Here is a 24,735-nt window from a genome sequence, read left to right as displayed (position 1 = left end):
CCGCCTGGCAGACGGTTGCCCGGGACTTGCCGTTGCTTGACGCCCCGGCCCCGGCCCGTACCGCTCCCTCAGCCGCCCCTCAGGTGTAGGACTCGCCCAAGGTCTGCCGCACCTGCTTGCGCGCCTCGTGGATCCGCGACTTGACCGTGCCGAGCGGCAGCTTGAGCTGCTCGGCGATCTCCGCGTACTCCAGCTGGGAGACGTCGCGCAGCACCAGCGCCTGGATCAGGTCCGGCTTGCGGGCCTCCAGGTCCTCCATGGCGTCCAGGATGTCGACGCGGGAACCCGCGATGACGCTGGTACGGCGCGGGTCGGGGCGCTGCTGGGGCAGCTCGCCCGCCTGCTCCACCGACCGCCGCTTCAGCGAGCGGTACGTGGAACGGGCCGAGTTCGCCACCACGACGTGCAGCCAGGTGGAGAACCTGGACCGCCCCTCGAAGCGGTGGATGTTGCGCGCCACCTGCAGCAGCGCGTCCTGGCAGGCCTCCTCGGCGTCCTGCCGGCAGGGCAGGAAGCGCGAGCTGTGCCGCAGCACGTCCGGCTGGATCTTGCCGAGCAGCTCGTTGAGGGCCGCCTGGTCTCCCTGGGCGGCCTTGACGGCCAGCTCCTCGGTCCTCTCATCGAATGCCATCGCCGCGCCCCATGCTCGTTCGCACACACTCCCCGTTTGTTGGGCATGATACGGGAGTGTCCTTCCCTCCTACGGTCGGCCGTTACCGAATCGATCGCGTCCTCGGCTCGGGGGCGTTCGCCTCGGTGTGGCTGGGCCACGACGACGCCCTCGACTCCCACGTCGCGATCAAGGTGCTGTCCGGAAGCCTGATCGACGACCTCGACGTGCGCAATCGCTTCCTGGAGGAGGCGCGGATCCTCCGCCGCGCGGACTCGGCGCGGCTCGTGCGGGTGCACGACATCGGCGAACTGCCGGACGGACGGCCCTACTTCGTCATGTCGTACGCCGACCGCGGGACACTGGCCGACCGGATGCGAGAACGGCCACTTCCGGTCGCCCAGGCCCTTGCGCTCGCCGAGGAGATCGCCTACGGGGTCGAGGTGATCAACACCCTCGGGGTGATCCACCGTGACCTCAAGCCGTCCAACGTGCTGTTCCAGTCGGCTCCGGACGGCGGGGAGCGGCTCCTGATCGCCGATCTCGGGCTGGCCAAGGCGCTCGCGCACGCCTCGGGCGCGTTCACCCTCCCGGTCGGCACCCCCGGGTACATGTCGCCCGAGCAGGCGCGGTTCGGGGGCGGTCTGGACGTGCGGGCCGACGTGTACGGCCTGGGGGCGCTCACCTACCACATGCTCACCGGCCGTCCGCCGGGGCCGCCGCCGGTACGGGTCGCGCCGAGTTCGCTGCGGGAGGATCTGCCGCCCGCGTTCGACCAGGTCGTCCTGCGGGCGCTCGAAGTCGAGCGTGAGAAGCGCTGGCCTACCGCCGAGGCGTTCGCGGAGGCCCTGTCGACGCTGCGGCCGACCGTGACGCCCTCCGCCTCGCAGCCGATCCGGCCCACGCCCCCGCCCCCGCCCGTGGAGCCAGAGGCGCCGCAGACGATTCAGGACCAGTTCTACCCGCCTTCCTACTCGCAGGGGCCGAGCCAGGGGCCGCCCCCGCCGCCGACCGGCCATGGTCGTCCCGGCCCTCCGCCTCCGCCGCAGCAGGGGCAGGGTTACCAGCAGCCTCCCCCGTCCCAGCCTCCCGGGTATCCCGCCCCGGAGCCGCCCACGCGCGAGGACGCCCCGAGGTCGGAGGATTCGCTCCGTACCTCGGAGATGTCGCCCCCGCCGAGCCAGAGCCAGAACCCGAGGACGTTCGTCGACGACCAGGACCAGACGGTCGTCGACCACCCGAGCAGCCAGTACCGCCAGCCCCCTCCCCCTTCGCAGGGAGACGTGGACGACGGCCGTACGGTCTCGCTCCCCATGCCGCAGCCCCCGCATGGACCCCAAGGCCCCCAGGGGCCGCAGGGACCGCAGCCGCCGGAGGACGGGAAGACCGCGGTCTTCCCCGTTCAGGGCCCCACGGGCGGCCCTCCCCAGGGGCAGGGTCCTGGCCCCGGTCCTGGCCCCGGTCCTGGGCCTGTGCAGGGGCCGCTTCCCACGGGGTTCCAGCCTCCTCCGCCGCAGGGCGGCACGCCGTCCGAGGGCGGCCTGAAGGGACGGCTCAAGAAGATCGGCCTGCCCGGGCGTCCCGGCGGCACCGCGGGGCCGGGCGGCAAGAAGAACAGGGCGCCGCTGATCATCGGCGCGGTGGTGCTGGCGATCGCCCTGGTCGGCGGGCTGGCGCTCGGCACGGTGCTGAACGGGGAGGACAAGCCGACGGGGCCGGAGAAGCCGGCCGTGCCGAAGGACTTCGTCCAGCTCGCCGACGCCAGCGGCAAGATCAGGGCGGCGGTGCCGAAGGTCTGGCCGCGCGGGCAGGAGTCCACCTGGCCCCCGTCGACCGTCGGGCTGGCCGACCAGCAGCCCCGGCCGGTGCTCCGCGCCACCCCGAGCGTCCAGGGGTTCGTGGGCGACGGCAAGACCCCCGGCGTCTTCATCGGCCTCACCACCGACCTGACCGCCGGCAAGCTGCCGCCGCCGAGCGCGACCCGCCACGGCACCTGCACCAAGGGGACCCCGGAGAACTACACCTCCCCCGACAAGGCGCTGACCGGCACGATCACCCGGTACACCGGCTGCCAGGCCGGTACCCCGACGGTCGTGGAGGTCGGGCTGCGCGACAAGAGCGGCAAGTTCGGGGCGTGGGTCCGGGTCAAGGAGACCGACAACCGGAACGCCACCAAGGACATCCTGGACAACCTCAAGCTCGCCGCTCCCTGATCGAGCCTCGCACCGCTCCCTGATCGCGTCTCGCCGCGGGCAGCGGGGTCGAGCGCTGCTCCCCTGCTGATCGTCCGGCCTGCGGTGTGCCCTGCGCGCACACTGCGCCGCACACCGCCCTCTGCCACCGCATGCTGTCCGCTGTGCGCCCTCTCACGCCCTCTCCCCGTCTCGGAGTTGCATCGCGAGCGTTCACCGATATATCGTTAATGCATCGCAACCGATCAGATCAGAGGAGACTGCGATGAGACACGCACGATTCATCACCTCGGAGGAGCGGCCCCGCCGCGGCGACCCGTTCGGCCCCTGGGGCGGCGGGCCCGGCTTCGGCCACCACGGCGGCCGGGGACGCGGCGGCCGCGGCCGGCGCACCCGGCGCGGCAACGTCCGGGCCGCGCTGCTGGCCCTCCTGGCCGAGCGGCCCATGCACGGCTACGAGATGATCCAGGAACTCGACGAGCGCACCGGCGGCGTCTGGCGTCCGAGCCCCGGCTCGGTCTACCCGACGCTCCAGATGCTGGAGGACGAGGGCCGGGTCACCAGCCAGGAGCAGGGCGGCAAGCGGCTGTTCGCGCTGAGCGAGAGCGGCCGCGAGGAGGTCGCCGCGCAGCCCGCCGCGCCCTGGGAGGAGGTCACCGAGGCCGCGGGCGAGAACGCGCTGCGCGGACGCGAGGCCGTGGGGCAGCTGATGGGAGCCCTGCACCAGGTCATGAGCGTCGGCAGCGAGAGCCAGAAGGCCCGCGCGCTGGACGTCGTCAACGACGCCCGCCGCCGGCTGTACGGCATCCTCGCCGACGACCCCGAAGCCGAGTGATCACCTCGCGCCGGGCCGCCGGGCCCGGCGTCCACCGGGGACTCGACGCGCGAAGGGCCCGGGCCATGCGGCCCGGGCCCTTCCGTGCTCGTTCGCGGAGCGCGGGCGGCGGTCAGCGCGGGAAGGGCGCCTCCTTGGCCAGCCGGTCCGCCATGTAGAGCTGCTTCCAGATGTAGAGGCGCAGGTCGGACCGCCTGATCCCCTTGGCGACCGGCACGTCCACCGTCGCCCGTACGAGATAGGACGCTCCGGGCGGCATGTACCTGTCGCCGCCGTCGCCCGGCTCCAGCCGCCCGCCGGAGAGCGTCCGGACGACCTCGCTCCTGATCGGCGGCGTGCACATGGTCTCGGGCACCCCGGCCTGCCACATGCAGCGGCCGCGGGCCTGCGGCGCCACCAGGGCGCGGCGGAGGAAGACGTCGCCGGGGAAGTCCAGCAGCACCCGCTGCCGCGACGGGTTGGTCAGCACGTAGTCGATGTACGGGGAGGACGCGCGCACCGGCGCCGAGGACTGCTGGGGCGCCACGCCGCCATCGTCGGCGCCCGCCGTGACGGCCGCGATCCGGTACCGGGACCCGTCGGCGGTGCCGACCTCGACCGGCGTGCCCGTGCGCGGCGGCCGTCCCTTGGAACCGGTGCCCGGAGCGGTGCCCGAGCCGGTTCCGGAGGTGCCGCCGACCGACTGCGGCTCCGGCCTGACCTCCACGCCCGTCGACCTGGGCAGCAGCACGATCGCGCCGGCGACCAGCGCGGCGGCGGCGATGCCCGACACCAGTCCGGCGACCGCGAACGTCTTGCGCCGCCGCCTCCGCGGGCGGGGCCCCGGCCCGGGCCCGGGGTCGCCCGGCCACCCCGGGGGCGGCTGCCGCGGTGGGACGGCGGGAGCATGGTCACGCGAACGGTCGCGGCCGCGGTTCTTCTGGCCGCGTCCTCCGCGCGTGCCCAGGCGCACCTGGACGCCGCTGGTCTCGCGGGCGCCGAGCGCGCTGGACGGGCGGGCGCGCCGCGCGGGAGGGACGGGCGGTGTCACCCGCCGCTGGTCAGGGCCTCGCGGCCGACGGCGCGGATCTTCAGGCAGGCTCGGCGTTCCCGGCTCCGTGTCCACCTCACGCTCCTCTTCCTCTCCCCCCGACAGCGCACAGTCTTGCGCAGTCAGCACTCTTCACCTGCACGACCCCCCGAAGTAACGCAAAAAACGCCAATCGCACATTTCACTCTTGTGCGGATCCGACAAATCCACCGGGCGGGCGTCAGGGGTAGAGAGCGGGCGGTGCTCAGGCGGGGAGGAGCGTCCCCAGGAGGCCGACCACCCCGGCGGGGCCGTCGACCACGAGGTCGGCGCGTTCGGCCAGGGCGGTCACCTCGGCCGAGCCGCTGCAGACCTTGACCCCGGGCACCCCCTCGGCACGGTAGGCGTCGACGGCGTCGTACGCGGCCAGATCGCCCAGGTCGTCCCCGGCGAACAGCACCGCGGACGGGCCGCCGCCCCCGGGCCGCAGCCCGTCGACGAAGTCGCGCAGCGCCCTGCCCTTGTCCATGCCGGGCGGCCGCAACTCCAGGACGAACCGGCCGGGCTCCACCACCAGACCGGCACGCTCGGCCAGCGCGTCCAGGAGGCCGCGGAGGCGTTCGAGCGCGACCTGGGGCTCGGCGCACCGGCGGGTGTGCACGGCCAGCGCCTGCCCCTTGTCCTCGACGAAGACCTCGGCGGGCGCGCCGGACGCCTTCAGGATCTCGGGCACCTTGGCGCGGGCCTCGGCCACGCCGGGCGGGGGCTCGGGCACGGTCAGCTCGCCCGACTCCCAGCGTTCCAGGCCGTACTGGCCGAGCACCACGAGCCCGTCGATGCCCGCGAACCCGCCGTACTCCACCGCCACGGCGGCGGGCCGGCCGGTGATGATGACCAGCGCGCCGACGCGCGGCGCCAGGCCGGCCAGGGCGGGGGCCGCCTCGGGGTGGGCGCGGGCCGCGGCCGGATCGTCCACGATCGGCGCGAGCGTGCCGTCGAAGTCGAAACCGAGCACGGCCCGGGCCGGGTCGTCACGGAGGGCGTCGAGGCCGGCGGCACCGGCGGCCGTGAGGGGATGCGAAGGGTTCACATGACCAGTGTTGGTCACGTCAGGGCCGGATGCCGAGGCGGCGCGCGGCACGTTGCCGCTGTCGCTGCGAGCGCATCCGGCGCAGGCGCTTGACCAGCATCGGGTCGTGCTCGAGCGCCTCGGGCCGGTCGATGAGGATGTTGAGCAGCTGGTAGTACCGCGTCGCCGACATGTCGAACAGCTCGCGGATCGCCTGCTCCTTGGCGCCGGCGTACTTCCACCACTGACGCTCGAAGGCGAGGATCTGGCGGTCGCGCTCGGACAGCAGATCGGCCGGGAAGGCTTCGTCGGCTTCCAGACCTTCGGTCACCGGTTCCAGGGCTGAGCCATCGTTCATGCTTCCGTCCTGCCGGGGACTCTCTCCGGGGCCTGGCGCCTCCCTCATTGAGGTCCCCTCTGTGGTCACTAATCCCGGGTCGTCCGGGTTCGGCGGTGCCATGCTACGCGTCCCCGCCGGCATCGTCCGGCGTTCGCGCGGAACGGGCAGGGCCGTCCCCGAGAAGGGGTGTAACGCTTCCGGAAGGACGGGAACCAGGGAAGTGCGGGGTCCGTTTGAACACATGCAGGCTACATGCGTCATGCTGGGTACAACACGGGCGACGAACGCGCGGTGAACGGGAGACCATGGGAACGACCAGGGAGAACAGCTCGGCGGACGCCTTGCCCGCGGAGTTCTCCGACCCCGCCGGGCAGGCGCCCGACCCGGTGACCGACATCTCCATCGCGCTGTTCCATCTCAGGCGCGTCTGGGTCAAGCCCGATCTGATGAAACGGATCCGGGCGCAGACCTCCGCCGGTCCGGGCGGCCGGCCGCTGCAGCAGTCCAACCTCATGGTGGTGCACGCGGTCGCCGCGCTGAACGCCGCCGCGGCCGGCCCCGGCGACGAGGTCACCGTGGGCGCGGTCGCCGAGCGCCTGGAGATCGACCCGTCCACGGCCAGCCGGCTGGTCGGGCACGCCATCGACGCGGGCCTGGTGTCGCGGCGCCCGTCCCCCGTCGACGCGCGCCGCGCCAACCTCGGCCTGACCGACGCGGGCGTGCGGGTCAAGCAGGTCGCCGACCGGTTCCGCCGCGCCTACCTCGCGGAGCTGATGGCCGACTGGAGCCCCGAGGAGCGCGCCGGCTTCGCCCGCCTGCTGACCCGGTTCGCCGACGCCGCGGCGCAGGCGCCGATGGACCCCGACAGCGTCGACAAGATCTTCAGAGAGGCCATCGCCGACTGAGCCGCCCGGGTCATGTCCCGTAGCGGAGGGCCGACAGGCGGGCCTGGTACTCCTCCTCGTCGATCTCGCCGCGGGCGAAGCGCTCGGCCAGCACCGAACGGGCCCGCGTCATCGGGTCGGACGCGGCGGCCGCCGCCGCGGCGTTCGCGGTGATCCGGCGGCGCACCAGGTAGAACACCCCGATCGCCACGGCCACCCAGAACAGCCCGAAGGTGATCGGGAACACCGGCCACCAGGCGGGGGCGTCGGCCGCCCCGCCCTCGTGCCACGGCCCCGGACCCGGGCCGGGGTGGACCTGCGCCGCCAGCGCCGTCAGCGTCGTCATCATGGTCATCGACCTCCTCTTTCGCGGATGAGTCGATGCTCGGCGACGGGTCAGGCCCGCGGCATCGTCCGGCCGGAGACTCCGCGGCTACGCCCGCCGTAGTAGCGGGACGCCGCGCCCCGCGCCGCGATCACCACCAGGGCGACCGGTGATCGCCGTCCTCGCCGGACCGGGGCCGGTGGCCGTGCTCGTCCTCCGGGCGTACGGGCGGCGGAGGGTCGTGCGGCGGGGGCCGGTACGGGTCTCCCGGGCCCTTCTCCTCCTGGGGTACGCGGTCGTCCTCGTCGTCGAGACCGGAGCCTTCGAGCGCGCTGCGCCGGAATCTCTCCCACTCCTCGTCGTCGAGGATCGTGTAGTCGGTGTTCCCGGCACCGCCCGCGGGCGCCTCCTCGTACGGCGGCGGCTCCTCGTACCGGACGGGCTCCTCGTACGGGGGCGTCGGCCCGGCGGCGGGCGGCGGGGCGCCGGAGCCGTTCAGATTCGCGAGGTTGTGCGAGCCATTGACGGCGTGCCCGTTCGTCTCATGCCGGTTCGTCTCGCGTCCGGCCGGGTGCTCGGGCAGGTACGGGCGCAGCTCGCTGGGAACGGGCGGCTGCGGCCACGACGACACCGGAGGCTCCGGCGGCTGCGCGGCCCGTGGTGCCTGGAGCGGCTCGTGGGTGGGCGTCCGCGGCGGCGTCGGCCAGGGCGGGACCGCGCCGTTCCGGTACGGCGGCGCCTCCGCCACGCGGTCGGACGCGGCGGGCGGCATCCCCGAGTAGACCTCGTTGCTCTGCCAGAGCGGCGCGTTGACGGGGGCCGCCGCCTGCCGGTGCGGTGGCATCCCGTGCCCGGCCACCGCCCCGGCCTGCGGGGACGGGCGCCGGGCGCCCAGGCCGTAGTCGTCGAGATCGTCGCGGTCGTACTCGTCGTCGTAGCCGTCGTAGTCGCTCTCGGGCCTGCGGCGCTGGCGCCAGGCCAGCAGCACCCCGACGGCGACGAGCGCCCCACCGCCCCCGAGCACCGCGGCCAGCAGCCACCCGCCGTCCTCCTCGGCGGGCTCGACGGCGGGCGCCGGGGACGCGGAGGTCGCGGCGGGCTTCGCGCCGGGGCCGTGCGCGGTCTGCTCGATCCGCCCGGCGGCGGCCAGGGCGCGGACCGCGTCCAGCGGCCCCGCGCAGGCGGGCGAGCCGGTCGGCCGGTTCGGGACGACGCCCTTCACCAGCGCCTGCCGGACCTCGTCCGGGGTGAGCCTGGGGTGGCGGGCGCGGACCAGCGCGGCGACCCCGGCGACGATGGCCGAGGAGGGGCTGGTGCCCGTCCCGATGACGTACCCGCTGCTGGAGTCGGCGCTGACGATCTCGACGCCGGGCGCGCAGACGGCCACGTACGGGCGCCGGTTGCTGTCCTTCCACATCCGCAGCCGCCGGTCGAGGGCGCCGACGGCGATCACGCCCTTGTAGGCGGCGGGGAAGTTGTTGCGGTTGGGGCCGGCGCCGTCGTTGCCGGCCGAGGCGATCAGCACCACGCCCCTGCTCAGCGCGTACCGGATCGCGCTCTCCTCGGTGGAGTTGCCGTCGTAGAACAGCCGCCCGCCGCCGAGGGACATGTTGATGATGTCGGCGCCGTGGTCGACGGCGTACCGGATGCCCTGCGCCACCGCGTCCCGGTTGCGGGCGACCTGGCCGCCCTCCTGGCGCTGCGGGTCGTCGTTCTCCCAGGTCACCCGGATCGACAGGATCCGGCTCTGGGGGGCGACGCCGATGACGCCGCGCTGCTGGCCGGGGCCGTTGCCGTGCCCGGCGATGATGCTGGCCATCGAGGTGCCGTGCAGCCCCCAGAACCTGCCGCCGGGACGGCGCGTGCCGCCGGTGAGGTCGGGGCCGGTGGTGACGCGGCCGACCAGGTCGGGGTGGCGGCGGTCGACGCCGGTGTCGAGCACGGCCACGGTGACTCCGGCGCCCTTGGACAGCCGCCAGGCGCGCGGGACGCGCATCGCGCTCAGGTGCCACTCGCGGGCGCGGATCTGGTCGACCGGCGCGGCCCCGGCCGGCTGGGCGGGATCGCCGGGGGCGGCCCGCCGCGCGGCGGTGGCGGTGTCGTCGGGGAGCATCGCCGCCGGGACGGCGAAGGCGGCGACGAGCGTGAGGGCGGTGGTGGTGGCGGCGAACGCGACGCCGGGCAGGACGGTGCGGCGGGCTCGTGCGGATCGGCGACGACGACCGGCATACGACACGCCAGCGCACCTCCTCCCGGCCGCAGTACGTCGGTGGAGCCTCCCGCGACGGGCCGGCACCCGCCCGCGGGATCACCGAGCGCACCGGCCCCTGGGGCGCGGCCCCTCGTCCCGCCCCGTCGAGCCCGTGAGGCAGGAGCCAACATTGTGCCATGGGCCGGTGTCCGGGCCCGGTCACCCGGCGCATTCGGGCACGCTCCAGGACAGCGGGGGCCTTCCGCTCCCACGGCCACCTGCCCCGACCGGGCCGCCTCTGTGATCTAGTTCACCCGCCGTGCCGTTCACCCCGCGGCCGACGGGCGCCCGCCGCGCGGGCCGCCGCCCTGCGTCCACCCGGCGTTTAACGGGCCGCGCCGCGCCGGCGGCTAGCGGTATTGTGAGCCCGTCGGCGCCCGCGCCGGCAGGCCCCTGTAGCTCAGCTGGCCAGAGCAGCCGCCTTGTAAGCGGCAGGTCGCCGGTTCGAACCCGGCCGGGGGCTCCACCAGTACCTTTCTCCCGGCCCGTCCTCGGGCTCGGCCCGGCAGCCCCCGGGCGGCGATGCCGCAGGCGGCGTGCGGGCATCCGGCCTCGGCGCGGTTAGTATCGGCGTGACCTGTGGGTTCGCGGTCGCGCAGCGGTTCGCGGGAACACAGCGATTACAAGTGTCGTTGTCACCGTTGATGCCCGTTCGCCCCAAGAGAGCCATGGAAACCGATCTACCGACCCCCGCACGGACCCTTGCCCCCGACCCGCGGGCGGCCCGCCGGTGACCACCGCGCTGTCCCTGCTGCTGGGCGTGACGGTGGTGCTCGTGATCACCGCCGCGACCGGCTACTTCGTCGCCCAGGAATTCGCCTACATGGCCGTGGACCGGTCGCGGCTGAACGCCCGCGCCGGCGGCGGCGACGCCGCGGCCGGACGCGCCCTGGCGGTCACCCGGCGCACCTCGTTCATGCTGTCGGGCGCCCAGCTGGGCATCACCGTGACCGGGCTGCTGGTCGGATACGTCGCCGAACCGATGATCGGCCGCGCGCTGGGCGACGTCCTCGGCGTCGCGGGCGTGCCGGCCGGCACCGGCGTCGCGGTCGGGACGCTCCTCGCGCTCCTGCTGTCCACGCTGGTGCAGATGCTGTTCGGCGAGCTGTTCCCCAAGAACCTGGCGATCGCCCGTCCCGAGCCCGTCGCGCGCCGGCTGTCCCGGTCCACGCTGATCTACCTGAAGGTGTTCGGCTGGCTGATCTGGGTCTTCGACCAGTCGTCCAACCTGCTGCTGCGGCTGCTGCGGATCGAGCCGGTGCACGACGTCGAGCACGCGGCCACCGACCGCGACCTCGAGCACATCGTGGCCGACTCCCGGCGCAGCGGCGACCTGCCGCCCGACCTGTCGATGCTGCTGGACCGGATCCTGGACTTCCCGCGGCGGGACGTGGAGCACGCGATGATCCCGCGCTCCCGCGTCGACACCGTCGACGAGCACGAGCCGATCGCCGAGGTGAGGCGGGCGATGAGCACCGGCCACTCGCGCTACCCCGTGCTCGGCGAGGACGAGCGCGTCGTCGGCGTGGTGCACCTCGACCAGGTGCTGACCGCGGGCGACGGCACCCGCCCGGTGTCGACGATCATGCGGCCCGCCACCGTGCTGCCCACCCTGATGACGCTGCCCGACGCGCTGACCAGGCTGGCCGGGGAGCGGCAGCAGCTGGCCTGCGTGATCGACGAGTTCGGCGGGTTCGCCGGCGTCCTGACGCTGGAGGACCTGGCCGAGGAGCTGGTCGGCGAGATCACCGACGAGCACGACACCGGCGAGGAGGAGCCCACCGCCACCGCCGCCGGGAACGCCTGGATCATCCCGGGCGGCTTCCACATCGACGAGGTGGAGCGGACCATCGACCACCGGCTGCCCGAGGGCGACTACGAGACCATCGCCGGGCTGGTGATCGCCGCGCACGGCGCGCTGCCCGAGGTGGGCGCCGAGCTCGACATCCGGCTCCCGGACGACCCCGCGGACCTGGCGCGCAGCGACGATCCGCCGCCGCGGCACATCCGCGTCCAGGTGCTGGAGGTCGACAACCACGTGCCCTCCTCGATCCGGCTGGAGATCGTCGCCGGGAGCCCCGAGGACGCCGCCGGGCGGGAGCGTGAGGAACGTTGAGCAACCCGTGGGTCGTGCTCGCCGCGACCGTCGCGATCATCGCGGCGAGCGCGTTCTTCGTCGCGATCGAGTTCGCGCTGATGGCCGCCAAGCGGCACCGGCTGGAGGACGCGGCGCCGTCCAGCCGGGCCGCCCGCGCGGCGCTGCGCAGCGCGTCCGAGCTGACCGTGCTGCTGGCGGGCGCCCAGCTCGGCATCACCGCCTGCATGCTGGCGCTGGGCGCGATCACCAAGCCGGCCATGCACCACTGGCTCACCCCGCTGCTGGAGTCCTGGGGGCTGGCCCTGTGGGCGGCGGACGTGGCCGGGTTCGTGCTGGCGCTGATCATCGCCACGTTCCTGCACCTGGTGATCGGCGAGATGGCGCCCAAGTCGTGGGCGATCGCGCACCCCGAGCGGTCCGCCACGCTGCTGGCGCTGCCGATGCGCGGCTTCATGCTGCTGACCAGGCCGCTGCTGCGCGCGCTGAACAGCGCCGCCAACTGGTGCCTGCGCAAGGTCGGCGTCGAGCCCGCCGACCAGGTCGCCGCCGGGCAGGACCCGGACGCGCTGCGCCATCTGGTCGAGCACTCCGCCAACGTCGGCGCCCTCGACGCCGCCTATTCGGCGCGGCTGTCGGAGGCGCTGGAGCTCCAGGACCTGCGGATCGGCGACCTGGTCGTCACGGGCGCCGAGCTGACCGCCGTGGCGCCGTCGGCCACCGTCGCCGACGTCCAGGCCGCCAGCCACGCCTCCAGCCACCTGCGCGTCCTGGTGCGGGCGGACGGCACCGACTGGGGCGTGGTCCACGTGCGCGACACGCTGACCGAGCCCGACGACGCCGGCATCGGCCGGATGGCCCGGCCGGCGTTCCTGCTGCCGGCCGACACGCCCGTCTACAGCGCGCTGACGCAGATGCGCGAGACCAGCAACCAGCTGGCGCTGATCACCCAGGACGGCCGGGTGCTGGGCGTGGTCACCATCACCGACATCCTCCACCGCCTGTTCTCCCGGGCGGGATCGCGGCCCCTCCCGGCCGCCCGCTGAGCCGGGCCCGCGTCACGCCCAGGCGAGGTCGGCGCCGGCCGTGCCGGTGGGGTCCGCGATGGCGGCGGCGTCGGGTTCGGCGGCGCGGCGCCGGCGCGCGGACAGCCGGGTGAACGGCTCGACGCGCAGCGACAGCCGGCCGCGGGACCGCCGCTGCCGCCACACGCCGGAGATCTCGCCGTCGACCAGCAGGACGCCCGGGTTGGCGGCGGTCCGCCACACCTGCTTGCGCTGGGCCGGGTCCGGGACGAGCAGCTCGCGGTCGGCCGGTTCGGTGACGGGATCGTAGGGCGGCAGGAGGCGGACGCCGTCCGGGGCCGGCGCCGATTTGAGGGCCTCCTGGTGGTCGGCGTGCGTCCAGTACTTGGCGCCGTCCACCGTGACGGGGGTCAGCTCGGCGGCGACCGGCTCCCACCAGCGGCGGGCGGCGGCCGGGGTGAAGGCCAGCCAGGATGCCAGCTGGGCCGGGCGGGACGGGCCGGACGTCGCGAGGAAGGCCCGGACCAGTGCGGCGCGGGCGTCCGCCGGGTCCGCGGGCTCGAACGGCTCGGCCGCGCGGAAGCGGAACCGGCTCGGGAGGTCGTGGTCCACCTCGATGACCAGGCCCGCCTGGAGGGTGGCCATCCGGAACAGCTTGTCCTGGACGTGGTGCACGCCGCAGCCCTCGCACCAGGGCGCGAGCGGCGCGGCGACCCGGGGGCTGACCGTCCCGCTGAGCTCGCCCTTGGTGGGCGAGCCGCCGCCGGCGACGGCCTCGCGCATGGCGGCGGCGACCTCGTCCAGCGCGGCGCCGAAGGCGATGCCCGCGCCGGCGAGCTCGGCGCCGAACGGGCCGATCGCCTGGGGCGGCAGGTCGCGGCCGTCCTCGACGCGCAGCGCGGCGGCCAGCCGGGCCAGGTCGGCGGCGCGGTGCAGGTGCATGGCGCCCCGGATGGAGTGGACGAGCACCGTGGACGGACCGGAGGGATCGGCCGTGCCGGTGCGCAGCCGCAGGGCGGGCACCGCGGTACGGCCGGGCGGGTAGTCCTGGAGGCCGGTGGCCAGGACGGTGTCGCCGCGGCCTCCGCCGGGTGCGAGGTCGTGCGCGGTGTACCGGTAGGCCAGCACCTGCGCGCGATCCACGGCGCTCATGCCGCTGTGTTGCAGAGTCCCGGCCTACGGCGCTCGCCTGGCGGCTCGCACCTGACCGGGCCTGTGCGAGCGCGGCGTCGCTTCGCGATCCGGCCGCTGAGGCTCGCCTTCGGCGTCGCCTCACCGGCCAGGTGACGCGCTCGCGCGGTTGTCGGCATGCCCTCACGATACGGCTGGGCGGGGTGGTCCGGCGGCGTGATCGTCGTGGCGGTCCGGCCGGGCCCTTGTGGCGCCCCGCACAGTGGACTACTGTCCAGTAACCCAAAGTCTGAAGAATCTTCATGTCTCGGCGGGGCGCCGCCTCCCCCCACGTCCTCCCCACGCCCCCGGGAGGCGAGCGGCGCCGCGTTCACCCACCCCGGAGGTAGAAGATGCGCTTCTCGACGTTCCGGCGCGCCCCCCGATCCGCCGTGCTGGGCGGAGCCGTCCTGGCCGCGGCGGCGGTGACCGCCGCCACCGCCGCCCCGGCCGGCGCGGCGGCCCCCTCCCAGGCCCCCTCCCAGGCCGCCGCCCAGGCCCGGGGCCAGGCCCCCGCCCAGGCCCCGGGCCGAGCCCCCGCCGCCGCGCTGCGCGAGGTGATGTTCGTCGGCAACAACTGGGACGGGACCGCCGACGTCATCCGGTCCAGCGGGACCTTCGCCAGGATCGGCCGGATCAACGTCATCCCCGACAAGGACGAGCGCCTCCGCGAGATCTACTCCGACCCGATCCGGCTCGCCTTCTTCCTCGGCATCCGCCAGACCGTCGGCGAGGGCCACGACCAGTACGTCGACGACATGTACTCCACGCCCGACGGCTCCGCCGTCGTGGTGTCCCGCCCCAGCTTCGCCGACGTGGTCTCCGTCGACGTGACCACCGGCCGGGTGAACTGGCGCTTCCCCGTCTCCGGGTACCGCTCCGACCACATGGCCGTCTCGCCGGACGGGACGCGCGTCGCGGTGTCGGCCTCCACGTCCAACACCGTCCACGTGCTCGACATCCGCACCGGCCGGCAGGCGGGATCGTTCAAGACCGGCGACAAGCCCCACGAGAACGTCTTCTCCCGCGACGGCCGGTACATCTGGAACATGTCGATCGGCGAGGTCAACACCGACTTCGACGCCCCCTGGCTGGACTGGACCAAGGGCGACCGCCGCATCACCGTCGCGGACGCCGCCACGTTCCAGCAGGTCAAGGTGATCGACATGCGGCAGCGGCTGGACGCCTTCGGCCGCTCCGACATGTCCGACGCGGTCCGCCCGGTCGCCTTCACCCCCGACGAGTCGAAGCTGTACTTCCAGGTGTCGTTCTTCAACGGCTTCTTCGAGTACGACGTCGCCACCGACGCGATCACCCGCTGGAAGACGCTCCCGGAGAACCCGGACACCAGCGACGACCGCACCACCTTCGTCAACGACTCCCGGCACCACGGCCTGTCGATGAGCCCGCGCGGCGACAAGCTGTGCGTCGCCGGGACGATGGACGACTACGCCACCGTCGTCGACCGGGCCACGCTGCGGGAGGGCCCGCTGGTGACCGCGGCCAAGCCGTACTGGGCGACCGTCAGCGGCGACGGCCGGGCCTGCGTGATCTCCGAGAGCGGCGCCGACCAGGTCACCGCCATCGACTTCGGCACCGGCCGGAAGATCACCTCGGTGCCGGTGGGCGACCACCCGCAGCGCGTGCGCGTCGGGCACGTCCCGGCGGACTGGACCGGCCCTGCCGCCGGGTAGTCCGCCGGGACGCGCGGTCATCCGCTCACCAGGTGACGGGGAGTTCGACCGGGCCCTGGATGAGCTGGTTCGTCCGCCACCGGACCTCGGCCGGGTCGACGGCCAGCCGCAGGCCGGGGAAGCGCCGCACCAGGCCGCCCAGCGCCGTCCGCAGCTCCGTGCGGGCGAGCTGGGAGCCCAGGCAGAAGTGCGGCCCGTGCCCGAAGGTGATGTGCCGGTTGTCGACGCGGCCGAAGTCCATCGTCTCCGGGTCGTCGAACACGGCGGGATCGCGGTTGGCCGTGATCGACGAGGCCGCGACCATGCTCCCCGCGGGAATCGGCACCCCGCCGATCTCCGCGTCCCGGAGGGCCATCCGCGGGCTGGAGACCGACACCGCCGGGATGAGGCGCAGCAGCTCCTCCACCGCCGACGGCACCAGCGACGGGTCCCGGACCAGCCGCGCGTACCGCTCCGGCTCGACCAGCAGCGCGTGCACGCTGCCGCCGAGCTGGTTCAGCGTGGTCTCGTGCCCGGCGATCAGCAGCGCGATCCCCAGGCCCACCAGCTCCGGCTCGGTGATCCGGTCCTCCTGGTCGCGGACGACCAGCAGCGCGCTCAGCAGGTCGTCGCCCGGTTCGGCGCGCTTGGCCGCGACCATGTCGGTGAGGTAGGCGTGCAGCTCGCGCCGGCACCGGCCGACCTCCTCCTGGGAGCGCCCGGTCCACGACATGATCGCCTCGACCCATTCGCGGAAGGACGCGTGGTCCTCGTACGGGACGCCGAGCAGCCGGCAGATCTCGGTGAGCGGCAGCGGCGTGCACAGCACCTGGACCAGGTCCACCGGCGGCCCGGTCTCGACCATCCGGTCCAGCAGGCCGTCCACGGCCGCGGCGATCTCCTCCGCCAGGCCCTGGACGCGGCGGCGGGTGAACTCTCTGGCCACCACGCGCCGCAGCCGGGTGTGCTCGGGCGGGTCCATGTTGAACAGCGAACTGCCGGAGCCGACCTGCTTGCGCGCCAGTTCCCTGGGCGCCCCGGGACGCATCACCGCCGCGCGGCTGAACGCCGGGTCGGAGAAGAACTGCTGGGCCTCCTCGCAGCGGGTCACCAGGTAGCCGGGGTCGCCCGACATCATCCGCACCCGCATGACCGGCCCGACCTCGCGGACCTCGGTGATCAGCGGCAGGGCCTCGGCGGCCGTCGTGTCGCTCATCGCACCTCCCTCCCTCGCGGCCGCGGCGTGCCGCCGGGCAGGTTCCACGTGATGATGCGCGCGGCACGGATCCGGATGAGCTCGTCGTCGTGGTGCGGCGCCAGCCGCTCCTCCGGCCCGCGGACGGTCCGCGCCTCGGCGCTGCCGCGGATCTCGATGCCCCGGCCGAACCCGGGGCTGGGCGCCTCCGAGCCTTCCGGGGCCACGTCGTCGAGGACGAACGCCGCGCGCGGGTTCGCGAGCAGGTTGTGGTACTTCTGCGTGGTGGCCAGGTGCTTGCCGCCGATGTCGAAGGTGCCGTCGCCGGTGTTGAACCGGAAGGCCACCGGCCGCACCTGCGGGGCGCCGTCGGGACCGACCGTCGCCAGCCGTCCCAGCCGGTGCTCCCGGATGTAGCTGATCTCCCCGTCGGTGAACGGATTGCTCGTCTCGCTCATCTCTCTCCCTCGTCTGCCCTCTCCCCCGGGGCGCCTCGGGGCGCCGCGGACCGCGGTCACCAGGCGCCGAGGACGGCGCCGGTGGAGGTGAAGAGCACGGTGTGGAACGCGGCGTCGATCATGATCAGCGGGCGCGGGCGCTTCTCGAACACCATCGAGCTCGCCAGCGCGCCGCCGGCGATGCCGACGCCGGTGAGCAGCCCCGCGAGCGCACCCGCGGCCAGGCCCGCGTCGCGTCCGAGCAGGAGCGCCAGGACGAAGGCGCCGGCCACCGAGGTCAGGAACGCGAACGCGAACAGGCGGGGCAGCCCGCGGCGGCGCATCGCCGTGGAGTCGAGCCCGACCATGTGCTCCCACGGCCGGCCGAACAGGAGCGGGGAATGCCACAACCCGGCGAGCGGCACCCGGATGGCGGCGGCGGCGAACACCGCGAAGTAGTTGACCTCGTCGAGGGCGGTCAGCGTGTTCATCTGGCCTGTCCTTCCAGTCGGTCCGCCCGGTCCGGGCGGATGTACATGTGGGTCACGCGGACCGGGTCGCCGAGCGCGCGGCTCGCCTCGGCGAGCTCCCGGTGCTCGGGGCTGCGCAGGAAGCGCTGGAACGCCTCCTCGCCCGTCCAGTCGCTGATCACGTAGAAGAGGTCCGCGTCGGTGCGGTCGCGGGACAGCGACTGCGCGAGGTTGTCCGGCCACGCGAAGATCGGGGTGATCAGGCGCCGCCACGTCCGCTCGTACTCCTCGCCGCGGCCGCCGTTCACCCGGAACTCCAGGACCACCCGGAAGGTCGCGGGCGGCGGGCCGGACGACCAGTGGTAGAACTCCGTGGCCTGGGCCTCCCGCATGCTCGGGATCGCGGGGTCGTACGGGGTGAGCAGCTCGGCCATCCGCTGGTCGATCTCGCGGAACAGCGGGTCGTCGCGGGAGGCGAACATGTTGTCCTGGAGGTTCCGGTCGCCCTCGATCAGGTGCAGGTAGAGGCCGTGGTAGTGCAGCAGGGTGCGGGCCCTGACGCCGATGCGGGCCGGCAGGTCGGTGCGGTCGTGGTCGCCGAACGCCGCCGCCACGGCGTCCAGGTTCGCCGGGTCGACCCGGCGGATCATCAGCGCCCGGTGGGTCGGCCGCGATGTCTTGTCGAGCGGTGCCATGTCGTCCTCCTTGCGGGTGGGTCGCGGGTGGGTCGCGGGTGGGTCGCGGGTGGGTCGCGGATGGGGCGGCTACCAGGTGATGGGGAGCGAGAGCAGGCCGCGTCCGAACGACGCGCGGTCCCACTCCAGGTCGGCGGGCGGCACCGCCAGGCGCATCCCGGGCAGCGTGTCGAGCAGCGCGGAGATCGTGATGCCCAGTTCGGCGCGGGCGAGCTGGGCGCCCAGGCAGCGGTGGGTGCCGTGCCCGAACGCGAGATGGCCGCGGGGCCGCCGGTCGACGCGGAGCTCGTCGGGGTCGGGGAACACCTCCTCGTCGCGGTTGGCCGAGTCGATGGCCGCGATGACGGTGTCGCCGGCCTTGATGACGACATCGCCGATCGGGACGTCCTCCAGCGCCACCCGCGGGAAGCCGCCCACCGCGATCAGCGAGGTGTAGCGGACGATCTCCTCCACCGCCGCCGGGATCAGCTCCGGCTCGTCGCGCAGCCGGTCCGCCATGCCGGGGTGGGTCATCATCAGGTAGGCCGTGTCGGCGAGCTGGTTGGCCATGGCGTCGTGCCCGGCGACCAGGATGGCCATCACCAGCAGGATCGCCTGGTGCGGTGCGGCGTCCTCCCGGTCCACGGCCTGGACGAGGGCCGACACCAGGTCGTCGGCGGGGACGGCGCGCCTGGCCTCGATGAGCCGCGCCACGTACTGCCCGAGCCGCTGCCGGGTCGCCTCGATCTCCTCGCCGGCGTCGGCGGTGGACAGCAGCGCGTGCGACCACTCGATGAACCTGCCGTGGTCGGCCTCGGGGACGCCGAGCAGCCGGCACAGCACGCTCATCGACAGCGGCTGGGCGTACCCGGAGACCAGGTCGGCGGGCGGGCCCTGCCGCGCCAGCCGCGTCGCGAGCCGTTCGGCCCGCTGCGCGATCCACGGTTTGAGGTCCTCGACCCGGCGGACCGTGAACGTCTTGTTCACCAGGGCGCGCACCGCGGTGTGCTCGGGCGGGTCCAGGGCGAACAGGGACCCGGCCGGCGGGTTGATGCCCTGGAAGTCGTCCTTGTTGGCGCACGAGGCCGCCCGGCTGAGCCGCTGGTCGGCGAACACGCGGCGGGCGTCGGCGTGCCGCGTGACCAGCCACGCCCGTCCTCCGCTGGGCAGCCGCACCTGGAGGACCGGGCGCTCGGCGCGCAGCCGTGCGTACGCGGGAGCGGGATCGACGCCTTCCCAGTCGCGGAAGGGGAAGGCAGGGCACTCTTCGGCGGCGGTGGTGGTCGGGTCGGTGTCGGTCATGCGGGATCTCCCGTTCTGATGTCGCCGTCCTCGGTGAGCCCGGCGAGGAACGCGGTGTCGTGCGAGGCCTCGGAGAAGCGGGGGTGCCGCAGCACTTCGCGCAGGAAGTCGCGGTTGGTCCGGACGCCGGGCCCGGTGATCCGGCACTCGGCCAGCGCCCGGTCCATCCGCGCCAGCGCGCCCGCCCGGCCCGGCGCCCAGACCACGACCTTGGCCAGCAGCGGGTCGTACTCGGCCGGGACGGCCGACCCGGCGCTCACGTGCGTGTCGACGCGGACGAACGGCCCGGCGGGCAGGGCGACCTCCACCAGCCGGCCGGGGGCCGGGCGGAAGTCGCGGGCGGGGTCCTCGGCGTTGATCCGGCACTCGATCGCGCAGCCGCGCACCCCGTCGGGCGCCCCCTCGCCGGTGGGCCCGTGCGCGACGAGGGGCTCGCCGGCCGCCACCCGCAGCTGCTCGTGGACGAGGTCGACCCCGGTGACCATCTCGGTGACCGGATGCTCGACCTGGATCCGGCAGTTGGCCTCGATGAACCAGTACGCGCCGTCCGGCTCGACGAGGAACTCGAACGTCCCGGCGCCGTGGTAGCCGATCCCGGCGGCGCAGCGCACCGCGTCGGCGGCGATGCGGTCGAGCAGCTCGGCGGGCAGCGCGGGCGCCGGGGCCTCCTCGACGATCTTCTGGTTGCGGCGCTGCACCGAGCAGTCCCGGCTGCCGAGGTGGACGACGGTCCCGTGCCGGTCGCCGAGGATCTGGATCTCCACGTGCCGGGCGCTGCGCAGGAACCGTTCGACGAACACCCGGTCGTCGCCGAAGAGCGCGGCGGCGGCGGACCGCACCCGGGCGAGGGCGGCGGTCAGGTCACCGGGGGCGTCCACCGCCTCCATGCCCCGGCCGCCCCCGCCGGACGCCGCCTTCAGGATCAGCGGGAAGCCGGTCCGCGCCGCCTGCGCGCGGACCGCCTCGGCCGAGCCGACCGGCTCCGGCGAGCCGGGCAGCACCGCCAGCCCGGCCGCCGCGGCGACCCGGCGCGCGCTGATCTTGTCGCCCAGCGTGCGCAGCGCCTCCGGCTCGGGGCCGACGAAGGCGAGCCCGGCGTCCCGGCACGCCTCGGCGAAGTCCGCGTCCTCCGACAGCAGGCCGTAGCCGGGGTGCACGGCGTCCGCGCCGGTGATCCGCGCGGCCTCCAGGATCGCCGGGACGTTGAGGTAGCTGAGCGGAGCGGGCGGCGGCCCGATCCGCACGGCCCGGTCGGCGGCGGTCACGTGCGCGGCGCCGTCGTCGGCGGCCGAGTGGACGGCCACCGTGCCGAGGCCGAGCTCCCGGCAGGCGCGGATCACGCGCAGTGCGATCTCGCCGCGGTTGGCGACGAGCACCCGGGTCACCATGGCGCACCCACCCCCTCAGCCCGCGGGCCGGATCGACAGCAGCGGCTGGCCGTACTCCACCGGCGTCCCGTCCTCGGCGTGCACGGCCGTGACGGTGCCGGCCACCGGGGCCTCGACCGGGAGCATCAGCTTCATCGCCTCCACGATCGCGATCTGCCGGCCCTCCGCCACGGTGTCGCCGACCTCGACGAACGGCGCGGCCGACGGCTCGGGGCGGAGGTAGAAGGTGCCGACGTTGGCGGCCTTGACCTGCACCACGTCATCCGGTGCGGGTTCGTCGCGCGGTGCGGATCCGGCGGGCGGCGCGCTCCCGGCGGGCGCCTGGAGCGGCGGCGCGGGATCCTGGACGGGGCCGGGCCACTCGATCTCCAGGCCCGGCGGGTCGAGGTGGAGCACGATCCGCAGGGGCGGCCCGGGAAGGGCCTCGACGAGCCGCAGCACGTTGCGGCACATGCCGTCCAGGGCCTCGTTCGGATCGTTCTGGGGGCGGCGGCCGCGGGCGGATCCGCCCTCGGCGTCGCGTTCGGTCCTGGTCGCGTTGCTCACAGGCATGGGGCACCGTTCCCTTCCGTGCCCGCCGCCACGAGCTCGCCGTCGGGCGTTCCGGGGTCGGGCCCCGGCATGGCGGGGGCGTCGTTCTCGAGGAGGCCCGCCAGGCGCCGCTCGACCAGGTCGGCGGTCCCGCCCAGGTGGGCCAGCTCGGCCGCGACCGCGTCGCCGACCGCCCGCATCACGGCCTCCCGGTCCGGACGGCCCGCGGCGGTCACGGCCTCCGGGACGACCCCGTCGACCACCCCGGCGCGCAGCAGGCTCGCCGGGTCGAGCCGGAGCGCGGCGGCGGCCCGCGGCGCGGCCGCCTCGCCGCGCCACAGGATCGCCGCGCACCCCTCGGGGCTGATGACGGAGTACACCGCGTTCTCCAGGATCAGCAGCCGGTCCGAGACCGTCAGCGCGAGCGCGCCGCCGCTGCCGCCCTCGCCCGTGATGACGGCGACGATCGGCACCGGCAGCCCGGCCATCAGCCGCAGGTTCGCGGCGATCGCGCCGGCCTGGCCGCCGTTCTCGGCCTCGACCCGCGGATCCGCGCCGGGGGTGTCGACGAAGGTGACCAGCGGGCAGCGCAGCTTGGCGGCCAGCCCGGCCAGGCGGGCGGCCTTGCGGTAGCCCGCCGGGGTCGCCATCCCGAAGTTGCGGTCGGCCAGCTCGCCCGGCGTCCGCCCCTTCTGGTGGCCCATCACCACGACCGTCCGGCCCCGGAAGCGGGCCGGGCCGCCGACCAGCGCCGGGCAGTCGGCCCCGGTGCGGTCGCCGCGCAGTTCGTGGAAGTCGGTGCAGAGGTAGGCGATGTAGTCGAGCGTTGTGGGCCGGTCCAGTTCGCGGGCGCGCCGCACCCGGTCCCAGGGCTCGGCGGGGACGAGCAGGTCCGGGTCGCGGATCACCCCGCCGTCGCCCGCGTCGGCGGCGCGGGCGGGCGGGGCGTCGCCGTCCCGCCGCGCGCACGCGAGCAGGGACGCCAGCACCGGCCGCAGCGACCGCCGCGGGACGACCCGGTCGACGAGCCCGAGGCCGGCGAGCGACTCGGCGGTCTGGAAGCCCGGCGGCAGCGCGGTCCGCGTGATCTGCCGGACGACGCGCGGCCCGGCGAAGCCCATCCGCGCGCGCGGCTCGGCCACGATGACGTCGGCGAGGGTCGCCACCGACGCCGCCACGCCCCCGTACGTCGGGTCGGTCACCACCGTGACGGTGAGGATCCCGGCGCGGTCGAGACGGGCGAACGCCGCCGCGATCCGCGCCATCTGCCGCAGCGAGAAGATCCCCTCCTGCATCCGGGCGCCCCCGGACGCGGTGACGGTGACCAGCGGCACCCCGCGCTCCAGCGCGGCCGCGGCGGCGTCGCACAGCCGCTGCCCGGCGGCCATGCCCAGGCTGCCGCCGAGGAAGGCGAAGTCCATCGCCGCCACCACGGCGGGCCGGCCGCCGATCTCCCCGGCCGCGGCCACGACGGCCTCGTCGATCCCGGTCGCGTCGCGGGCGCGGCGGAGCCGTTCGGGGTAGGGCAGGGTGTCGTGGAAGCGCAGCGGGTCGTCCAGCGCGCTCGCGGCCCCGGGCAGCGGCACGGCCGTGCCGGGGTCGAGGAGCTGCCCGAGCCTGGCCCGCGCACCCACCCTCAGATGCGCGGCGCAGCCGGGGCACACGCGCAGGTCGCGGGCCAGCCTCGGGGCGTACTGCGGCGAGCGGCAGGCGGGGCAGAGCAGCCACTGCGGCTCGGCGGAGGTACGGCCGTTCATCTCGGCTCCTCCGTTTCCCCGGTCTCCTCGGCGGGACGGCATTCCAGGACGGTCCAGTGGCCCTCGCCGGGCCGGTTGACCAGCTCGAACCCGCACCGGCCGAGGAGCAGCCGCCATTCGTCCAGCCGCCGCTCCCGGCCGCCGAAGAGCACGAGCATGTCCAGGTCGAGGAACTTGGCGTGGTCCCAGCGGTTCCCGCCCGACACCACCTGCTCGACGACGAACAGCCGGGCGTCCCGGTCGCCGATCGCCGTCCGCACCGCCCGCAGCACCCGCTCGGCCCGGCCGTCGGGCAGGCCGTGCAGGACGGCCTTGAGGACGTAGGCGTCGCAGTCGTCCGGCAGCGGGTCGGTGAAGAAGTCCCCGCCGACGCGCAGCACCCGTTCGAGGACCCCTTCCGCGGCGAGCGTCGGGTCCACCCGCGGGATCACGCCGGGCTGCTCGAACAGCACGCCGGACGCGTCCGGGGCCCGCCGCAGCGCCGCCGCCAGGAAGTGCCCGTGCCCGCCGCCGATGTCGGCGATGCGGCCGAACCGCTCGGGCCGGACGGCGTCGAGATGCCGGTCGGTCTCCCACCGGCCCAGGTCGGTCATGACCCGGTCGAAGCACTCGCCCTCGTCGGGGTGGTCCTCGAAGTGGCGCCAGATGTCGGAGCCGAGCGCCGCGGTCGTCGCGGGCTGTCCGGTGCGGACGCTGTAGGCCAGCGCGCCGTAGGACATGGTGACGAACGGCTGCGCGCTGAGCTCGGCCAGCGGTAGCAGGCTGAACGGCCGGTCGGAGCGCAGCGCCTCGGCCAGCGGCGTGCTCTCGAACCGCCCGTCGGGCAGCTCGGCCATGATCCCGACGGACGCGGCGCAGCGCAGCACCCGGTACAGCGCGTCCGGGTGCGCCCCGCTGAGCTCGGCCAGCTCGGCGACGCCGCGCGGGCCGCCGCCGGTCAGGTCGGCGATGCCCAGCTCCGCCAGCGCGGTCACGACCGCCGCCAGCCGCAGCCCGCAGGTCAGGTACAGCAGCCGCTGCGCGTGCAGGTCGCCGGGGCCGTGCTCGGCGCCGTCCCGGGCGCGGCTCTCCAGCACCTGCTTGATGTGCGCCATCTGCACGGCCGTGTTGCGGTTGAGCCGGTCCCGCATGCCGTCCTCGGTGATCGGGGACGTGCGCTTCACCGCGAACTCCTGGATCCAGCGCATCGCCACGCCGGCCGCCTCCTGGCGGTACTCCCAGCGGATGTCCATGAACTCGAACGGGCCGGTCTCGATCCGGTGCGCCCGCACGGTGCGGGTGGCGGGGTCGGGCGTGCGCCGCGACACCCACGACCAGACCGTCCCGTCCGGGTCGGGATGGGTGGTGAGCCGGAACGTCACCGAGTCGCCGTCGTGCTCGAGGATCTCCGCGGCGGCGTACTCGGTGAACAGGTCCGGCCAGCCGGCGACGTCGTTGGTGTGCTCCCAGACAAGGTCCATGGGGGCGTTCACCAGGATCTGGTTGTCGATGCGAACGGGCATC

Annotated in this window: 22 protein-coding genes and 1 tRNA gene; 7 read left to right on the top strand and 16 right to left on the bottom strand. The window is 74.7% G+C overall.

The features are described from left to right. Positions 1 to 79: 79 nt before the first annotated feature. Positions 80 to 631: an RNA polymerase sigma factor gene (locus tag ACZ466_RS25785; RefSeq protein WP_197015461.1), complete on the bottom strand. Its 552-nt coding sequence runs from the start codon at positions 629 to 631 to the stop codon at positions 80 to 82. A 56-nt stretch (positions 632 to 687) separates the two neighbouring features. Here ACZ466_RS25785 and ACZ466_RS25780 point away from each other — a divergent pair, with 56 nt between their 5' ends. Then, complete coding sequence (locus ACZ466_RS25780; protein ID WP_378288242.1) at positions 688 to 2,823, top strand: serine/threonine-protein kinase; 2,136 nt, start codon at positions 688 to 690, stop codon at positions 2,821 to 2,823. 244 nt (positions 2,824 to 3,067) lie between these two features. After that, positions 3,068 to 3,637: a PadR family transcriptional regulator gene (locus ACZ466_RS25775; RefSeq protein ID WP_378288241.1), complete on the top strand. Its 570-nt coding sequence runs from the start codon at positions 3,068 to 3,070 to the stop codon at positions 3,635 to 3,637. 112 nt (positions 3,638 to 3,749) lie between these two features. On the opposite strand, the gene ACZ466_RS25770 is transcribed toward ACZ466_RS25775, so the two are convergent. From ACZ466_RS25770 to ACZ466_RS25760, 3 genes are all read right to left on the bottom strand, one after another. Then, on the bottom strand, positions 3,750 to 4,667 hold the full coding sequence (locus ACZ466_RS25770; protein WP_378288240.1) for a hypothetical protein: 918 nt from the start codon (positions 4,665 to 4,667) through the stop codon (positions 3,750 to 3,752). Positions 4,668 to 4,911: 244 nt separating this feature from the next. Continuing rightward, positions 4,912 to 5,736, bottom strand: a complete 825-nt coding sequence (gene otsB / locus ACZ466_RS25765; RefSeq protein ID WP_378288239.1) for a trehalose-phosphatase — start codon at positions 5,734 to 5,736, stop codon at positions 4,912 to 4,914. A gap of 19 nt (positions 5,737 to 5,755) precedes the next feature. After that, positions 5,756 to 6,073, bottom strand: coding sequence for a DUF3263 domain-containing protein (locus tag ACZ466_RS25760; RefSeq protein WP_378288238.1), 318 nt, complete (start codon positions 6,071 to 6,073; stop codon positions 5,756 to 5,758). Positions 6,074 to 6,360: 287 nt separating this feature from the next. Between ACZ466_RS25760 and ACZ466_RS25755 the strand changes: the two genes are divergently transcribed. Next, positions 6,361 to 6,960, top strand: a complete 600-nt coding sequence (locus tag ACZ466_RS25755) for a MarR family winged helix-turn-helix transcriptional regulator (protein ID WP_378288237.1) — start codon at positions 6,361 to 6,363, stop codon at positions 6,958 to 6,960. 10 nt (positions 6,961 to 6,970) lie between these two features. On the opposite strand, the gene ACZ466_RS25750 is transcribed toward ACZ466_RS25755, so the two are convergent. Beyond that, on the bottom strand, positions 6,971 to 7,294 hold the full coding sequence (locus tag ACZ466_RS25750) for an SHOCT domain-containing protein (RefSeq protein WP_378288236.1): 324 nt from the start codon (positions 7,292 to 7,294) through the stop codon (positions 6,971 to 6,973). A 121-nt stretch (positions 7,295 to 7,415) separates the two neighbouring features. Continuing rightward, the gene (locus ACZ466_RS25745; protein WP_378288235.1) at positions 7,416 to 9,500 is read right to left on the bottom strand and encodes a S8 family serine peptidase; all 2,085 of its coding nucleotides are present in this window, start codon (positions 9,498 to 9,500) and stop codon (positions 7,416 to 7,418) included. Between the two features lie 404 nt (positions 9,501 to 9,904). On the opposite strand from ACZ466_RS25745, the gene ACZ466_RS25740 reads away from it, so the two are divergent. From ACZ466_RS25740 to ACZ466_RS25730, 3 genes are all read left to right on the top strand, one after another. Beyond that, a tRNA-Thr gene (locus ACZ466_RS25740) sits at positions 9,905 to 9,981 on the top strand. A 264-nt stretch (positions 9,982 to 10,245) separates the two neighbouring features. After that, on the top strand, positions 10,246 to 11,631 hold the full coding sequence (locus tag ACZ466_RS25735) for a hemolysin family protein (protein WP_378288234.1): 1,386 nt from the start codon (positions 10,246 to 10,248) through the stop codon (positions 11,629 to 11,631). After that, the gene (locus ACZ466_RS25730; RefSeq protein WP_378288233.1) at positions 11,628 to 12,656 is read left to right on the top strand and encodes a CNNM domain-containing protein; all 1,029 of its coding nucleotides are present in this window, start codon (positions 11,628 to 11,630) and stop codon (positions 12,654 to 12,656) included. Before ACZ466_RS25735 ends, ACZ466_RS25730 begins: the two co-directional genes overlap by 4 nt. Positions 12,657 to 12,668: 12 nt before the next feature. Here the strand turns inward: ACZ466_RS25730 and ACZ466_RS25725 are convergent, their stop codons facing one another. Next, positions 12,669 to 13,787 carry a DNA glycosylase AlkZ-like family protein gene (locus tag ACZ466_RS25725; protein ID WP_378288232.1) on the bottom strand — a complete coding sequence of 373 codons (1,119 nt, stop codon included), beginning with the start codon at positions 13,785 to 13,787 and terminating at the stop codon, positions 12,669 to 12,671. 371 nt (positions 13,788 to 14,158) lie between these two features. On the opposite strand from ACZ466_RS25725, the gene ACZ466_RS25720 reads away from it, so the two are divergent. Then, positions 14,159 to 15,499, top strand: a complete 1,341-nt coding sequence (locus ACZ466_RS25720; protein WP_378288231.1) for a YncE family protein — start codon at positions 14,159 to 14,161, stop codon at positions 15,497 to 15,499. Positions 15,500 to 15,524: 25 nt separating this feature from the next. Here the strand turns inward: ACZ466_RS25720 and ACZ466_RS25715 are convergent, their stop codons facing one another. The 9 genes from ACZ466_RS25715 to ACZ466_RS25675 form a co-directional block, all read right to left on the bottom strand. Further along, entirely contained in the window at positions 15,525 to 16,694 is a 1,170-nt protein-coding gene (locus ACZ466_RS25715; RefSeq protein WP_378288230.1) for a cytochrome P450, read from the bottom strand. Further along, positions 16,691 to 17,131 (bottom strand): PPOX class F420-dependent oxidoreductase, encoded by a 441-nt coding sequence (locus ACZ466_RS25710; protein WP_378288229.1) that lies wholly within the window; start codon positions 17,129 to 17,131, stop codon positions 16,691 to 16,693. Before ACZ466_RS25710 ends, ACZ466_RS25715 begins: the two co-directional genes overlap by 4 nt. A gap of 56 nt (positions 17,132 to 17,187) precedes the next feature. Further along, positions 17,188 to 17,601 (bottom strand): DUF1761 domain-containing protein, encoded by a 414-nt coding sequence (locus ACZ466_RS25705; RefSeq protein WP_378288228.1) that lies wholly within the window; start codon positions 17,599 to 17,601, stop codon positions 17,188 to 17,190. Further along, complete coding sequence (locus ACZ466_RS25700; protein ID WP_378288227.1) at positions 17,598 to 18,275, bottom strand: TcmI family type II polyketide cyclase; 678 nt, start codon at positions 18,273 to 18,275, stop codon at positions 17,598 to 17,600. The genes ACZ466_RS25705 and ACZ466_RS25700 overlap by 4 nt, the downstream gene beginning before the upstream one ends. A 69-nt stretch (positions 18,276 to 18,344) precedes the next feature. Continuing rightward, complete coding sequence (locus tag ACZ466_RS25695; RefSeq protein WP_378288226.1) at positions 18,345 to 19,556, bottom strand: cytochrome P450; 1,212 nt, start codon at positions 19,554 to 19,556, stop codon at positions 18,345 to 18,347. Continuing rightward, positions 19,553 to 20,944 carry an acetyl-CoA carboxylase biotin carboxylase subunit gene (locus ACZ466_RS25690; RefSeq protein WP_378288225.1) on the bottom strand — a complete coding sequence of 464 codons (1,392 nt, stop codon included), beginning with the start codon at positions 20,942 to 20,944 and terminating at the stop codon, positions 19,553 to 19,555. Before ACZ466_RS25690 ends, ACZ466_RS25695 begins: the two co-directional genes overlap by 4 nt. Positions 20,945 to 20,959: 15 nt before the next feature. Further along, positions 20,960 to 21,496, bottom strand: a complete 537-nt coding sequence (locus ACZ466_RS25685) for an acetyl-CoA carboxylase biotin carboxyl carrier protein (protein ID WP_378288224.1) — start codon at positions 21,494 to 21,496, stop codon at positions 20,960 to 20,962. Continuing rightward, positions 21,487 to 23,232 (bottom strand): carboxyl transferase domain-containing protein, encoded by a 1,746-nt coding sequence (locus ACZ466_RS25680; RefSeq protein WP_378288223.1) that lies wholly within the window; start codon positions 23,230 to 23,232, stop codon positions 21,487 to 21,489. The genes ACZ466_RS25685 and ACZ466_RS25680 overlap by 10 nt, the downstream gene beginning before the upstream one ends. Then, on the bottom strand, positions 23,229 to 24,734 hold the full coding sequence (locus tag ACZ466_RS25675; RefSeq protein ID WP_378288222.1) for a methyltransferase: 1,506 nt from the start codon (positions 24,732 to 24,734) through the stop codon (positions 23,229 to 23,231). Before ACZ466_RS25675 ends, ACZ466_RS25680 begins: the two co-directional genes overlap by 4 nt. Position 24,735: the final 1 nt, after the last annotated feature.

Source organism: Actinomadura rugatobispora (genome assembly GCF_055379765.1).
The sequence above is the reverse complement of the archived record's forward strand: the minus strand, read 5'-3'. Positions and strand labels throughout refer to the sequence as shown.

Bases quoted from the DNA above. Each gene is read 5' to 3' on its own strand.
- ACZ466_RS25785 (WP_197015461.1), bottom strand. From the start codon at position 631: ATGGCATTCGATGAGAGGACCGAGGAGCTGGCCGTCAAGGCCGCCCAG.
- ACZ466_RS25775 (WP_378288241.1), top strand. From the start codon at position 3,068: ATGAGACACGCACGATTCATCACCTCGGAGGAGCGGCCCCGCCGCGGC.
- ACZ466_RS25760 (WP_378288238.1), bottom strand. From the start codon at position 6,073: ATGAACGATGGCTCAGCCCTGGAACCGGTGACCGAAGGTCTGGAAGCC.
- ACZ466_RS25755 (WP_378288237.1), top strand. From the start codon at position 6,361: ATGGGAACGACCAGGGAGAACAGCTCGGCGGACGCCTTGCCCGCGGAG.
- ACZ466_RS25750 (WP_378288236.1), bottom strand. From the start codon at position 7,294: ATGACCATGATGACGACGCTGACGGCGCTGGCGGCGCAGGTCCACCCC.
- ACZ466_RS25725 (WP_378288232.1), bottom strand. From the start codon at position 13,787: ATGAGCGCCGTGGATCGCGCGCAGGTGCTGGCCTACCGGTACACCGCG.
- ACZ466_RS25720 (WP_378288231.1), top strand. From the start codon at position 14,159: ATGCGCTTCTCGACGTTCCGGCGCGCCCCCCGATCCGCCGTGCTGGGC.
- ACZ466_RS25715 (WP_378288230.1), bottom strand. From the start codon at position 16,694: ATGAGCGACACGACGGCCGCCGAGGCCCTGCCGCTGATCACCGAGGTC.
- ACZ466_RS25710 (WP_378288229.1), bottom strand. From the start codon at position 17,131: ATGAGCGAGACGAGCAATCCGTTCACCGACGGGGAGATCAGCTACATC.
- ACZ466_RS25705 (WP_378288228.1), bottom strand. From the start codon at position 17,601: ATGAACACGCTGACCGCCCTCGACGAGGTCAACTACTTCGCGGTGTTC.
- ACZ466_RS25700 (WP_378288227.1), bottom strand. From the start codon at position 18,275: ATGGCACCGCTCGACAAGACATCGCGGCCGACCCACCGGGCGCTGATG.
- ACZ466_RS25695 (WP_378288226.1), bottom strand. From the start codon at position 19,556: ATGACCGACACCGACCCGACCACCACCGCCGCCGAAGAGTGCCCTGCC.
- ACZ466_RS25690 (WP_378288225.1), bottom strand. From the start codon at position 20,944: ATGGTGACCCGGGTGCTCGTCGCCAACCGCGGCGAGATCGCACTGCGC.
- ACZ466_RS25685 (WP_378288224.1), bottom strand. From the start codon at position 21,496: ATGCCTGTGAGCAACGCGACCAGGACCGAACGCGACGCCGAGGGCGGA.
- ACZ466_RS25680 (WP_378288223.1), bottom strand. From the start codon at position 23,232: ATGAACGGCCGTACCTCCGCCGAGCCGCAGTGGCTGCTCTGCCCCGCC.
- ACZ466_RS25675 (WP_378288222.1), bottom strand. From the start codon at position 24,734: ATGCCCGTTCGCATCGACAACCAGATCCTGGTGAACGCCCCCATGGAC.